The organism is Lentilactobacillus parafarraginis DSM 18390 = JCM 14109 (assembly GCF_001435895.1).
GTDB classification, from domain to species: Bacteria; Bacillota; Bacilli; order Lactobacillales; family Lactobacillaceae; genus Lentilactobacillus; species Lentilactobacillus parafarraginis.
Genome location: NZ_AZFZ01000014.1, coordinates 20905 through 33535, shown reverse-complemented (window position 1 = coordinate 33535; position 12631 = coordinate 20905). Strand labels below are relative to the sequence as shown.

The 12631-nt window shown below is 47.1% G+C and carries 14 protein-coding genes; 8 read left to right on the top strand and 6 right to left on the bottom strand.

Features of this window, described 5'->3' with window-relative positions:
• Positions 1 to 54: 54 nt before the first annotated feature.
• Entirely contained in the window at positions 55 to 306 is a 252-nt protein-coding gene (locus tag FD47_RS05085; protein WP_054733541.1) for a hypothetical protein, read from the bottom strand.
• A 134-nt stretch (positions 307 to 440) separates the two neighbouring features.
• The gene (locus FD47_RS05080) at positions 441 to 1007 is read right to left on the bottom strand and encodes a helix-turn-helix domain-containing protein (RefSeq protein WP_054733545.1); all 567 of its coding nucleotides are present in this window, start codon (positions 1005 to 1007) and stop codon (positions 441 to 443) included.
• A gap of 168 nt (positions 1008 to 1175) precedes the next feature.
• Between FD47_RS05080 and FD47_RS05075 the strand changes: the two genes are divergently transcribed.
• Both FD47_RS05075 and FD47_RS05070 read left to right on the top strand, forming a co-directional pair.
• A complete protein-coding gene (locus FD47_RS05075) occupies positions 1176 to 1883 on the top strand; it encodes an AzlC family ABC transporter permease (RefSeq protein WP_056980142.1) in 708 nt (235 codons plus the stop codon).
• Positions 1870 to 2202 (top strand): AzlD domain-containing protein, encoded by a 333-nt coding sequence (locus tag FD47_RS05070; protein ID WP_054733549.1) that lies wholly within the window; start codon positions 1870 to 1872, stop codon positions 2200 to 2202. The genes FD47_RS05075 and FD47_RS05070 overlap by 14 nt, the downstream gene beginning before the upstream one ends.
• Before the next feature lie 122 nt (positions 2203 to 2324).
• Here FD47_RS05070 and FD47_RS05065 read toward each other — a convergent pair whose 3' ends face one another.
• Entirely contained in the window at positions 2325 to 2693 is a 369-nt protein-coding gene (locus tag FD47_RS05065) for a hypothetical protein (protein WP_054733551.1), read from the bottom strand.
• Positions 2694 to 3230: 537 nt separating this feature from the next.
• Here FD47_RS05065 and FD47_RS05060 point away from each other — a divergent pair.
• The 5 genes from FD47_RS05060 (at position 3231) to FD47_RS05040 (ending at position 9505) form a co-directional block, all read left to right on the top strand.
• Positions 3231 to 6344, top strand: coding sequence for a Cna B-type domain-containing protein (locus FD47_RS05060; RefSeq protein ID WP_056980140.1), 3114 nt, complete (start codon positions 3231 to 3233; stop codon positions 6342 to 6344).
• Positions 6345 to 6528: 184 nt separating this feature from the next.
• Positions 6529 to 6990, top strand: coding sequence for a GNAT family N-acetyltransferase (locus FD47_RS05055; protein ID WP_054733561.1), 462 nt, complete (start codon positions 6529 to 6531; stop codon positions 6988 to 6990).
• Between the two features lie 276 nt (positions 6991 to 7266).
• Entirely contained in the window at positions 7267 to 7797 is a 531-nt protein-coding gene (locus FD47_RS05050) for an acyl-CoA thioester hydrolase (protein WP_225352776.1), read from the top strand.
• 53 nt (positions 7798 to 7850) lie between these two features.
• Complete coding sequence (locus FD47_RS05045) at positions 7851 to 9005, top strand: ArgE/DapE family deacylase (protein WP_056980138.1); 1155 nt, start codon at positions 7851 to 7853, stop codon at positions 9003 to 9005.
• Positions 9006 to 9070: 65 nt separating this feature from the next.
• Positions 9071 to 9505, top strand: coding sequence for a universal stress protein (locus FD47_RS05040; protein ID WP_054733563.1), 435 nt, complete (start codon positions 9071 to 9073; stop codon positions 9503 to 9505).
• Between the two features lie 389 nt (positions 9506 to 9894).
• On the opposite strand, the gene FD47_RS05035 is transcribed toward FD47_RS05040, so the two are convergent.
• Genes FD47_RS05035 through FD47_RS05020 form a run of 3 tightly spaced genes read right to left on the bottom strand, consistent with a single transcriptional unit; the run spans position 9895 to position 11811 of the window.
• A complete protein-coding gene (locus FD47_RS05035) occupies positions 9895 to 10095 on the bottom strand; it encodes a hypothetical protein (protein WP_054733566.1) in 201 nt (66 codons plus the stop codon).
• Positions 10096 to 10117: 22 nt separating this feature from the next.
• Positions 10118 to 10888: an ABC transporter permease gene (locus FD47_RS15010; protein ID WP_082402594.1), complete on the bottom strand. Its 771-nt coding sequence runs from the start codon at positions 10886 to 10888 to the stop codon at positions 10118 to 10120.
• Positions 10888 to 11811 (bottom strand): ABC transporter ATP-binding protein, encoded by a 924-nt coding sequence (locus FD47_RS05020; RefSeq protein WP_056980136.1) that lies wholly within the window; start codon positions 11809 to 11811, stop codon positions 10888 to 10890. The genes FD47_RS15010 and FD47_RS05020 overlap by 1 nt, the downstream gene beginning before the upstream one ends.
• Positions 11812 to 11950: 139 nt before the next feature.
• Between FD47_RS05020 and FD47_RS05015 the strand changes: the two genes are divergently transcribed.
• Entirely contained in the window at positions 11951 to 12631 is a 681-nt protein-coding gene (locus FD47_RS05015) for a response regulator transcription factor (protein ID WP_054733570.1), read from the top strand.

Genomic DNA, 12631 nt, shown 5'->3' with positions numbered 1-12631 from the left:
CCGGAAACCAGCCGCTTTAAGTTTGGTTCTAGTTAAATTTAGATGTTAAGTCAATCAACCCGCCTTAGCCCGGAATGGGTCGGTAACGCGATTGGCATAAAAGTCATTGAGCGCGTCAACCCGCAGCTTATCTTCGATTGCTAATTCGAATTCGGCGTCGGTATCGAAGGGCGCGCGATCAACCTGTTCTCTGAGTTTGATAAAGCGATTGCGGGCACTTTCAGAGTAACCCGGCGCAAACGCCACCTCGCTTCCATGCGCTTTCAGGATAACTGGACGAACTTTCACCATGCTGTTTTGAGTCATAGGAATGCCTCCGTTCCAAGAATGAGTTGAAAAACGACTGTTCCCTTGAAGTGAAATTAACCTTCAAGGGATAATCATTGTAATCGATATTTCGATTGATTTCAAGGCATATTTCATGATTATTGGCACGATTTTCAAACTGGGTAAAAGTTGATGATGACCGCTTTCACAACCGCCGGCCCGGAGTTACGGTAGATGTGGCGACGAGTTGAATTGAATTTGGTGGCATCGTCTGGGCCAAGTTCCAAATGTTTGTCGCTAACGTCGATGGTAAGCTCACCCTGGATGACCATCACGTACTCTTCGGATTCACCATTCCGGTTGACCTTAGAGTGGCCAATTGACGTATAGGCAGACTGCGGATCCAGTTCCATCTGAAATAATTCAAAATTATGGTGAGGTGAATCCGGATAGTAGCCAAAGATTCGGTAGTGGCCGTTTTCAGATTCCTGGCGGGATGTCTGCGCTTTGCTGATAACCGCCGATTCAGTCGGCTGGCCTTCTAACAGCGCGGTGTAGGGGATGCCCAACCCGCTACAGATTTTCCAAATGGTGTTGATCGTGGGACTGGTGCCGTTATTTTCAATCTGCGACAGCATCCCCTTGCTGACACCGGAAAGTTCCGAAAGTTTCGTGAGGCTATAACCCTTTTCAGCGCGTATTTTTCTTAGATTGGTGCTCACAATAACCCCAATGTCCATGCTAAAAACCCCCAAAATGGTGTTGACATAAGATGATAAATGCATTAAAATTCGATTAATGTTCAGTATATTATACGGTTGTTACGTATATTAAACAACGAACGCGGATTTGATGCAAGGACTCATTTTGCCTCAATAAATTTCATTCCAGAGAATGGGGGAGTCAGCGTGAACAACGAATTAACGGTTTCAAGTGCGGCGCGGGAGACCTTGCCGACGGTTTTTGGTTACATAGGCATCGGGTTGGCATACGGAATTGTTGGCAAGGCTTCGGGAATCAGCCCACTGATGATTACCTTAATGTCACTGATTACATATGGCGGGGCGTCCCAGTTTATCATTGTGAGCATGCTGGTCACGCACAGCCCCATGATTTCAATTATTCTGTCAGCGTTTCTGGTTAACTCACGGATGATTTTGATGAGTACGACGCTGGCACCGTACTTCAAAAAGGAAAGTCTCCTTAAAAATATTATTCTGGGCGGCTTAGTGACCGATGAAAGTTTTGCCCTTGGGATGAATAAGCTGAATTTTACCGATCGGAAGCTGAATTTTGCCTGGTTTAACACCGTCAACTGGTTCGCCTACACGGCTTGGGCGGCGGCTTCACTGGTGGGGGCGCTGCTTGGCAACTTCATTAGCGATCCGGAAAAGTTTGGCTTGGATTTTGCATTGGTTGCAATGTTCATCGGGTTATTGTACCTGCAGTTGATTAGTGATAAGTCAATCAAATTCAAGCTGCAGCTGATCGTGGTCGCCTTCGTTTTGGTGGCGACGTATATCGGAATTATCTTTATTCCGGCAAATTTACTGACGCTGGTGGTAACGCTGCTGGCCTGCGCGTTTGGGGTGGTGATTAAACATGGTTTCTTCTAGTTTTGTCTTTTTCACAATTTTAGGATCGGGAATTGCCACCTGGTTGTCCCGGATTATGCCGTTTGTGATCTTGAAAAAATTTCAACTTTCATCCGGGGTCATCGAATTTCTGAGCTTCGTGCCCATTGCCATTATGTCGGCGCTGTGGTTTGAGAACCTGTTTATTCAACACTTAGGGCACTTACCATCACTTGATATGCCGAACTTATTGGCATCCCTACCAACCGTATTAAGCGCCCTGATTTCTAAAAATCTCCTGGTGACCGTTGTGGTTGGCGTTATTTCGCTGGGATTCCTGCGGTTAGTGTTGGGAATGTAGGCAGAACGCGATTTGCAACCAAAGATAAAAAGGTTGAGGCAAAATCCATGATTTTGCTTCAGCCTATTTGTTTACGCCGTGTGAAGATCCAAATTGGTGATGATTGGACCAGATTAACCGAATTAGTCGTTTGATTGATCGTCCGAGCTGGGGATACCAGCGACGGTCTGGAATACGTCAGCCAGTGATTGGGTCGTGTCGGCAAATTTCTTGTGCAGAATTAATTGGCGAAAATCTTCGATTGACATGACCTCTTTTTGCTTGAAAGGTAGGGGGACGTTTGATTCCCCGCCGGTGGATTGAACGCCGGTAACCAGTGTAATTACAAGGCCGTCGTGGCTATCCAAACGAACGGTGTAGTGTTCGTAATAGGACGGAATATCATACGAACCAGTTAATTCTTTGTGTTCCTTGAAGTAGTTGGAAATATAATCATTAAAGGCTTCCTTGGATTTCAAGGCTTCTTTCCACTCACGATTATTTTCTGTCATAAATGAATCCTCTTTTCTTTATTTTAGTAAATTATATTGTAACGGTCAGCGGTCTTTTCGTCACCCATTTCCAAACGGCTATCAACAAGTTAATAATGGCGTTAAAAGTAAGCGCTGTCAATGCTTATGAACCGCCAAGAGCTTAAAAATGACAGATGGTGAAGAAATGATACGATGAATGCGTAGTTATTTCAGTGATCACAATTTTTGGATATCAATGGTAAGTCGAAACTATGTGAGAAAAATAATTAATAATTTAGTAAAATCACGATCATTCTTTGACCCCTCTCATTTGCCATATCCTTCACGGCAGGCGGTTAGCTGTGCTTGAAATTCATAGCCGGATTCCTTTAAAATGCCAAACGGCATCAATAACTTAATCATTTCATAATTAGTAATATACTAATTATTAAGAATATGTAATGAATATGGGGATTAAGTGTTGTACTTAGCTGAGCAAGTTGGTATATTTACGGTGACATCAGGGGATGTCTAAAACATGCTTAGGATTATCAACATTCTGGAGGAGGAATTATCATGGAAGGGACAAAGCGGCGGTCAAAACTTGCAGCTGCCTGTTTGGTGGCAGTGATCGCCTTCATAACGCTGATTATGTTACTGGGCGGCCATGGCACACTTGCTCGGGCCGAACCGGTAGCGGACGCACCGCAAACAGCTCAGGTCACTGCCAATCAAGAAGCAGCGGTTGAATCCACAACTCCGGCAACTGGTACCGTTAACGAAACCAGTCCGCCAGCCCAGAATTCAACCGCGGCCCAAGAAAATTTAACGGAAACTACAACACCACAAACAACGACATCACAAACGATAACCTCACAAACCACAAAGTCGCAGGCCACATCCGAAACGGCACCGGTTCAGCAGACTAATCAACAACCGACCGTCGTTGGCGAGCAGCCTCGCGATGTCAATGAACCGGTTGCGCAAACCGCGCCGGTCACCACGACAGATTCCAAACAATCTGATCAAGGGGCCCCGGCGGCAACAACTGAGAAGGTTGTCAATCAACCAAACGTGACCGCGGCCAAAGATCAAACTAGCGGGCCGGTCAAGGACCAATCTCAGCTAGCTACAACGGCCACCCCACAAGCCAGCGCGGACGAAAAGGCACCGTCAATTGCCAAGGCGCCAAAGCAGGCTAAAGTTGCGGCTGCCAAGGCCGTCACCGACGAACAAACGGTGGTGACCAACGAGCAGGAGCTCAATGACGCCCTGAACAACGCCCCAAATGACGGGACGGCCCATACAATTAGTCTGGGGCAATCATTTGCGACAGTTGAAGGGATCTTCATCAAGCAGGGCCAAAATATCACCTTTATCAATCAGGGTGATCCGGTCCAACTCAACATTGGTAAGCAGATTCGCGTGGAAAAGGGTGCTTCCGTGACCTTTAAGGGAAGCCAAAAGGACGGCATCTCAATCGTTCCGGCGGCTGCCGACCACAAGATGATCTTTACTGGGGAACCCATCAATGAGCAAGCTTCCGCTATGTATGTAGCGGGTACGGCTGATTTAACCAACACAACGATTAAAGATTTCGTTATTGTGACCACTGAATATTCGTTCCACGACGGTACGGTCATCGTTGACGGCGGTAACCTCACGCTAAACGAAAATGCCTATATTATGAATAATCAGCTGCAACCCGAAGAGGGCGGTGGCGAAATCGGCGCTGGCGGTATTGTGACGGATAACGGCGCAACGGTCGTTATGAACGATGGCAGTTCTGTCATCGGAAACGTCGGTGGATTAGGAATGTCTCAAACTGTGGGTGGTATCAACATCCGCGGCGGATCTCATTTCATCATGAATGGCGGCCACGTTGACGATAATATCGGGCTTGCCGGCGGTGGCGTCATCGTTGGCGACATGAACGGCTGGTATGCAAGCTACGAATTTCCCAACGTGGCAACAATGGTGATGAATGGCGGAACCGTTGATGGCAACATTTCCCAGCAGCAGGCTGGCGGAATTTACGTCTTTGGAAACGGTGATGTAACCATTAACGGTGGCTCGATTAGTGGCAACCAAACCGGTTTTCTCGGCACCACCCCAAGTCCGACGGCATCCGGAGCTGGAATTGCCGTGCACGTCGGCTATCCCGGGCTTGATAAGAAGACCGCCGAAGAATTTGGCGAGCTAAACGCTGCTAAGTTAACGATTAACGATGCCGTCATTGATGGCAACCACGCGTCTGCCGCAGGTGGTGGGATCTACGTTAATTCCAACAGAGTGACCATCAACAAGGCCAAAATTACCAACAACCTGGCTGACAAGCACGGCGGCGGTATCTATGTCAGCATTGCTGATTTCACGCTCCACCTTGGCAATAGCTTGATTACCAAAAACGAAGCGATTGCCGGTCAGGATTCATACTCAAACGGAACGGTCCTGTTAGCCGGATCGGGCGGCGGTATCTGGTTCTGTCCGACCGGCTCAGCCGAAATTTTCGTCACGGACGGGACAGCGATTTATGATAACAAGGCCCTGACCCACGGTGACGAAGTGCTGAGTGAAGCAAAATCGATTGATCAGTACACGAGCCTTGCCAACCGGATGCTCGGTGGCGGCGGCGTGAAATGGTATCACGATCGGGACGGCCAGCAGGAAACGGACCCGGTCACCGTTCAAAACGTCACTGAATTTATTGGTTTGAAAAATGACGCAACGGACGCCGCCAAGGCCATTGCGGCGGGATTGGCAACCGTCATCATCACCGGCAATAAAGCCCCTCGCGGTGGTGGGATTGGTGCCAACGGCTCAGTGATTTTTGGAACCAAATTGGATTATGACAAAACAATCAAGGTCAACAAGGAATGGCAGTTGACTGACAGTAAGGTCAAACAGCCTGATAAGGTCACCCTCAATCTTGTGTTGGATGACCCAACCAGTCCTCAAAATGGCCAAGTGGTTGATTCAATCGAGTTAACCGCGGCTGATAACTGGACCGGCGCGTTTGAAGGGTTACCAACCAACATTGCTTACAAGGTCGCAGAAACACCCGTGACTGGCTTTACCGCAAGCAATACGGATTTGAAGGACTTGGGAAATGGCATCTTCGAAATCACCTTTACCAATAAGACGGTTGACGAAAAGACACCGGACAAACCAGTGACGCCAACAGATCCAGTTCAGCCAATACCGGACAAGCCAACACCACCGGTTAACCCGGTTGACCCAACGCCGACACCAACCACGCCTGTGGTCGTCGTCGACGTGCCAACCACCCCAGTTCCAGTAACGCCGTTGACCCCACGGATTGACCAACCCAACACACCGGAACCAGACGTGAAACCGGAAAATCCGGCAACTCCTGAAACGGATAAGCGGACGGAAAATCCAACCACGCCAACCCGGGATGAAGACGCTGAGATCCCAACCACCGATCAGAAGATTGATGGGCCGGTGACCCTCAGCAAGACCAACCAACCGGCAGGTAAAAATGTCCGGCCGGGTCAAACCGGAAAAGTTGCGAAAATCGCGGAACCAAGCAATGAACCAAGCAAGAATGACCCACAGCAGACCCTCCCACAGACCGGTGATCAGCAAGCCACCATGCCAGTCCTTCTCGGCATCCTGTTACTTCTGGTTACCCTGGGTGGTGCCGGCTTCATCAAGAAACGGATTTAATTCAGGATTTGAGGATTGTCATCCGCTAAGCCCCTCTCAACGGAACCTAGCACCGCGGATGAATGACCTAAATCTAAGCGCCAACTCCCAAATGTCAGGATGTAGACATTTAAGAGTTGGCGCTTTTTAGCTGGCGTATAATAGAACCGTTAAGCAACGCAAATTTTGTTTGGGAGGGATTCACATGCTTTCACTAACACCAATGACACAAGCGGATTATGATGATTATTTGGCCACGGCGGCGACAACTTTTGCCAGCGAAAAGGTTAAGGCTGGCACCTGGAACGAACAGTTGGCGTTTCAACGGGCCAGCGAAACCTATCAGCGGCTGCTGCCCAACGGGATTAAGACGCCCGATAACTACTTTTATCGAATTGATCAGGATAAGACCAAGGTTGGCGTTCTGTGGCTTGCCAAAAGTCACGATAATCCGGAGGCAGCTTTTATTTACGACCTCTATATTTTTAAGGACTATCAAAATCAGGGTATTGGCACTGAGGCATTACAGTTGGCTGACGATGAGGCCCGCCAATTGGGCTTTAAGCGCATTGCCCTTCACGTTTTCGGGCATAACGAGCGCGCCCTTCACGTGTATCAAAAAAGTGGCTTTGAGATTACCGATATTAATTTGGAAAAGCCCCTTTGACAACCAAAAAAGATCCGCCAGTGGGAAAGTCTCACCGATGGATCTCAAGGAGATAGTATCCAGTCCCTTTCGCTAAACGGAACCAGGAAGTGGGTTAGGCGGAAGGGATGGCTGCCACTAAATTAGAAAATTCGCGTGGCCGCTAATTGTTTGATTACCCTCATTGTAAGCGGTTTATTAAAAAGTGCAAGGATTTATCAGGCCGGCTTGTTACAAACTAAAAAGCCGTCGTCATTGCGGCAATGCTGATGAAAAGGGTATCATGGAAACGATGATTTGATTGCATTTGAACTGGAGGAGATAACCATCGTCGAAAAAATAACCTGCGCGCAAACATACGCCGTTCATGAAAGTTACGTGTTCCCACAGGATCTGAACAATAATCGGATTCAGTTTGGCGGTAAAACCCTGGAAATATTGGATGCCAACGCTGGCCTTTCGGCGGTGAAATTTCTGCCGAGTCATCTGGCATTTGTCACCGCGGGGTACGATCACGTTCAGTTTTTAGCGCCGATTACCCCGGATGACATCAGTACTTGCACCTCGTACGTGACCGGTGCGGATCACAAGGCCGTTGAGGTGTTTTCAAAATTCAACGCGTTTGATAAGAAAACCAAAACCAGCAAGGTCGCTTTTGTGGCCTTTTGCACGTTGGTGGTCACCAATCCGCTGGACGAGATCGACTTCCCGCAGTTGGTCGCTGAAACCCCTGAGGAGAAATACCTCGTCCAGACGTACCCTGATCGTTTGGCGGAACGCAAGCACGCCCTGGCTGATAATAAGGACTTGATTAGTCATTTATCATAGAAAATAGGAGATCGGTTGATCGCCCGAAATTTTAACGAAGCGGAGGAATCTAAATGGCAAAAATTTCAGAAGCAGAACGGCTGCAGATTTTTAAAGATCTGGTCGCCATTAAATCGGTGAATACCGACGAAGAAACGGTTAGTGAGTATTTAAAGGACCTGTTGGCCAAACACGGCATTGAGGCGACGATCATTCCGGTGAGTGAGCATCGGACCGATCTTCAGGCCGAAATTGGCAGCGGCAAGCCGGTACTGGGAATTTCTGGGCATATGGACGTGGTTTCCGCGGGGGATGAATCGCAGTGGACCAGTGATCCGTTTACCTTGACAGAACGTGACGGCAAGCTTTATGGGCGTGGCGCCGCCGATATGAAATCCGGTCTGGCAGCCATGGTGATCGCCATGATTGACATCCATGACCAGGACTTGTTAAAGACCGGCACCATTCGGTTGATGGCGACGATGGGCGAAGAAGTTGGCGAGTTGGGATCACGGACGTTTGCCAAAAATGGCGCGATGACGGACGTTGACGCGCTGATTATCGGCGAACCTTCCGGCTACCGGATTGCGTATGCCCACAAAGGCTCAATGGATATTCGGCTGACATCAACCGGCAAGGCGGCCCATAGTTCGATGCCTGGGCAAGGGTACAACGCCATTGATCCGCTCATTGAGCTGCTGCACGATGCAAATCATCAATTCCGCGGCGCTGATAAACATAATCAGCTATTGGGCGATTTGTCATTTAATACCACGATCTTTCAAGGCGGCAATCAGGTTAATTCCATTCCGGAGAGGGCGGTTGCTGAAATTAACGCCCGGACGATTCCCGAATTTGATAACGATGTGGCTGAACAGCTTCTGGATCAACTGGTTGAGAAGTGGAACAAGCGTGGTGCCAAGCTCAGTAAAGAAACGTACATGTCACAGCCATCGGTTGAGACGCTGGGGGATCCTGATTTGATTTCATTAGCGCAGTCAATTGCGAAACCCTACGCCGGCCATGACATTGAGGCGGGCGCCATCCCAGCGGTCACCGACGCGTCGAATATGCTGGCTGATAAGCCAAAGGATTTCCCGTTCATCATCTTTGGTCCCGGCAGCCAGTCGGTTCATCAGGTGAATGAATACGTTGATAAGCAGATGTATCTGAACTTCGTTGATATCTATGAACAATTATTCACAGAATACTTGGAAAATAAGCATTAGAAATGCTGTAATGGCGTTAAAATGGTAAACTTGATTTGTGAAGAACTAATCTGGAGGTGCTGGGGATGTACGAAAAAATTCTGGTTCCAATTGATGGCAGTGAAAATTCAAAGAAGGCTGTGTCCGAAGCGGCCAAGCTGGCTAAAAAGTTTGATTCGACGCTGATTATCGTGTCGATTGCAAGTGATCAACGCTATGTTCAGTATGGGGTGACCCTTGGCCAAGATGTCATGGCATCGTTCCAACAACGGGGCGAGGAAATCTTGGAGGATGCGGCGGCCGATGCTGAAAAGTTGGGCGTGAAGGCGGAAACTCATTTTGTAGTGGGTGTGCCAAAAATTCAAATTGCCAGAGAGCTGCCGGAAAAGTACGGCGTTTCTCTGATCGTCATGGGCAAGTCAGGCGTCAACGGATTGTCGAGAGCTATTTTGGGATCGACGACCGCGTATGTTGTGCGGCATTCGACTGTGAATGTGATGGTGATTGATGATCCAAAGTAGAGTGCGACGAGACCCGGTAGGCACGGTGTCTAAGGGCAAAGAAGTGGAAACCCCGGTTTTGGGTTTTTGCTTCTTTGCCCTTAGACGTTAGTGCCTGGGTCGTCGGAGCACGTTTCCACAATGTAGCAGGAAAGCTAGCGGAAATCCCGGGTATGGATTTTTGCTAGCTTTTTCTTAGACGTTAGTGTCAGTTGCGTCGCCCCTAAAGGGACTCGCCAGCGTTTTCAACGCGGACTTCGGAGCACGTTTCCACAATGTAGCAGGAAAGTCACCGGGAAACCGCAATCTTAGCTTCCTAATATCATACGCAAAACAAAATGGGATTGACGCATTTAATACGCCAATCCCATTTTTAAACTTGATTGTAATATCGGATTCGATGATCGGAATTATTTTTTCTGCGGCATCATAATGGGAATAATTGTAAAGATGATTGAAAGCACTAAGACCCAACCAAAGACGCCGTGAATTTGATTATGGGCAATAATTGGAATTAACGTTAGTAACCGACGTTCAGTAAAGCGTTCAATAAATATCGCAGCAGTGATTATCCACAGTATGATTGCTAGCATAATACTAATTTTCTTCATAATGAAAGTCCTTCGTTTCCGATTACAACTCTTTTTCCCGAATCGTTAACAACGACACGCCAATACAAACAACCAAAATAATGGCGCAAGTTAATAAATAGGGGCCAAATTGTGAAATTGTTAGTTTTCCTAAACTCACATCGTTGCTAACGCCGAAGAAATCAATGTACTTTAACCAATTCCAGTCGGCGAAGATATGGATTGTTGCCACTGCGAGTGGAAAAATGACAATCAGAATTGAACTGATGACGACCGAATTGGTTACGATCAACGTTAAAATGGCAATGCTAAAAACAATGCTGATGAAGAAGGCAACGGCGATAGTGGTAATGCCTGTTGTGCTCATTAAGTGCGCCCAAGATGTCCCGACATGGCGACCGAGTATCAAGCTAACGGCGATCACCGTAGCGAAGTAAGCGGCAATCGTGATTAAAATACTGATTAGCAGCATCACGTACTTGGCGGTGATAAATTGGAATCTGGAAATTCCGGAGATGAGGGTATTTTTGTAAGTTTGCTGGCTGAATTCGTAACCAATGATGATCACAAATAAACCGATTAACACGTACATAAGCACGCTTGAGGACATTGTTGTTCCCCGAATTCCATCAAGGGCCGTCCAATTTTCTCGTGATAACCGGGTCAACGCGTCTTGGTTTCCGTTGACCATGATCCCGCCAACCGACTTTGACTTGGTAATGAGGAAACTATAAGCGACGACCAACCCTAATGTGATATAGAAGCCCCATGAGTGTGTTAAACGGTACATGTCTGCTCTTATTTGATTAATCATTATTTTTCACCCTCATCTGTTTGTTTAAGCAACGTCGTGTAATATTGCTCTAATGAGCCTTCCTGCTTGGTCATGCCGTTTAACTCAACGCCATTCATAATCAAAAGTTGGCTGAGCTTACCGGTATCCAACTGATTGGTTTGGACAAAGATGCTGTGGTTATTTGATACCGAAAATGGTTTGATTTTCGCGTTATCCAACACCTCTGCTGCTTTGGCAACGTCGTTAACTTCCAAGCGAATGCCGGACTGCTTTTCTTTATCCAGCTCGGCCTTGGTCAGCTGCTTAATAAATTTGCCGTGGTGAATGAAGCCGAACTTTGTTGAAACTTGGTAGAGTTCACTTAAAATATGGCTGGAAATAAGGATCGTGGTTTGGCGCTCATGATTGAGCTTATAGAGAAGCTTTCGAATTTCAATGATTCCCGATGGGTCCAGTCCGTTAATGGGTTCGTCAAGAATTAAGAAGTCGGGGTGGGGAAGGATGGCAAATGCTAATCCTAACCGTTGCCGCTGGCCAAGTGATAGATGTTTTGCCTTTGTCTTTCGCTTTTTCTCCAAGCCCACAAAGGAAATGGCGTCGTCAATTGCATTTTTTGATTGAATCCCATTCTGTTTGGCGATGACTTTGAGATTCTGATCGACCGTCAAATTGCCAAATGCCGCTGGTGATTCGATCATTGCTCCGGTGCGTTTTAGAGCTTGTTGGTAATGGCCAGTGGTTTCGCCAAAAAGAGAAATGGATCCGTGGCGAAGGGGTGATAGCTTTGTAATTAATTTCATAATGGTGGTTTTGCCGGCGCCATTTTCACCGATTAAGCCGTAGACGTCACCGCGCTTAATTTCAAATGAGACTGAATCAAGGGCTTGGAACCTGCCGAATTTTTTGCTGACGTTGTTAAAATCCAAAATTGTTTCGGTCATGATAAATGCCTCCTTGGTTGATAACTCAATCATAAAGGGGACTTCTTAATTCCTAGCATAACAAAACCTTAATTAATCCTAAATTGTTCTGTGAGTAGATTAAGGTTAAAATTAATCATGACACGAAGGGAATGACGACATGGTAACCGCAAAAATCTTAGTGGTTGAAGATCATCAAGATGTTCGGGATTTGCTGCACGACGTTTTATCAGATAACTATCAGGTGGTTGAGGCTGTTGATGGCGTGAGTGCGCTTGCCAAATTTCACTCGGAACAACCGGATTTGGTTATTCTGGATTTGATGTTACCTAAAGTGACTGGTGAGAGTGTCCTGAAGACAATTCGCAAAACAGCGAATGTGCCCGTCTTGGTGTTAACCGCAATCCAAGATAAGCAACGGGTGGTGGCGTTATTGAAGGATGGCGCCAATGACTATCTTACTAAACCGTTCGACATTGACGAGCTGCTTGCCAGAGTGGCGGTTCAACTCCGTCAGCGAACGCCCACCGTTGAACGGTCCGCTCAATTAACATACGAACATATTTCATTGGATTCGGCGACTCACCAAGTAATCGTTGACGGAAATCAATTAAGTTTACCCAAAAAAGAATTTGCAATTCTTCAAATCCTGATTGCCCATCCTAAGCAGGTCTTTACCAAGGAAAGTCTATACGAAACGGTCTGGGGTGAACCGTATCTGAATGCGGAAAACACATTAAACGTTCATATTAGTAACCTCCGAAATAAGATTAATGATCTTGCTGGAACGACGAATAAATATATTATTTCAATTTGGGGCATTGGCGTGCGGTTTGCCTAG

What these genes read in the sequence shown, in the direction of transcription:
- FD47_RS05020 (WP_056980136.1), bottom strand. Translation starts at nt 11,811, where the DNA reads ATGACCGAAACAATTTTGGATTTTAACAACGTCAGCAAAAAATTCGGC.
- FD47_RS15010 (WP_082402594.1), bottom strand. Translation starts at nt 10,888, where the DNA reads ATGATTAATCAAATAAGAGCAGACATGTACCGTTTAACACACTCATGG.
- FD47_RS05085 (WP_054733541.1), bottom strand. Translation starts at nt 306, where the DNA reads ATGACTCAAAACAGCATGGTGAAAGTTCGTCCAGTTATCCTGAAAGCG.
- FD47_RS05055 (WP_054733561.1), top strand. Translation starts at nt 6,529, where the DNA reads ATGCTTTCACTAACACCAATGACACAAGCGGATTATGATGATTATTTG.
- FD47_RS05015 (WP_054733570.1), top strand. Translation starts at nt 11,951, where the DNA reads ATGGTAACCGCAAAAATCTTAGTGGTTGAAGATCATCAAGATGTTCGG.
- FD47_RS05070 (WP_054733549.1), top strand. Translation starts at nt 1,870, where the DNA reads ATGGTTTCTTCTAGTTTTGTCTTTTTCACAATTTTAGGATCGGGAATT.
- FD47_RS05060 (WP_056980140.1), top strand. Translation starts at nt 3,231, where the DNA reads ATGGAAGGGACAAAGCGGCGGTCAAAACTTGCAGCTGCCTGTTTGGTG.
- FD47_RS05065 (WP_054733551.1), bottom strand. Translation starts at nt 2,693, where the DNA reads ATGACAGAAAATAATCGTGAGTGGAAAGAAGCCTTGAAATCCAAGGAA.
- FD47_RS05045 (WP_056980138.1), top strand. Translation starts at nt 7,851, where the DNA reads ATGGCAAAAATTTCAGAAGCAGAACGGCTGCAGATTTTTAAAGATCTG.
- FD47_RS05040 (WP_054733563.1), top strand. Translation starts at nt 9,071, where the DNA reads ATGTACGAAAAAATTCTGGTTCCAATTGATGGCAGTGAAAATTCAAAG.
- FD47_RS05080 (WP_054733545.1), bottom strand. Translation starts at nt 1,007, where the DNA reads ATGGACATTGGGGTTATTGTGAGCACCAATCTAAGAAAAATACGCGCT.
- FD47_RS05035 (WP_054733566.1), bottom strand. Translation starts at nt 10,095, where the DNA reads ATGAAGAAAATTAGTATTATGCTAGCAATCATACTGTGGATAATCACT.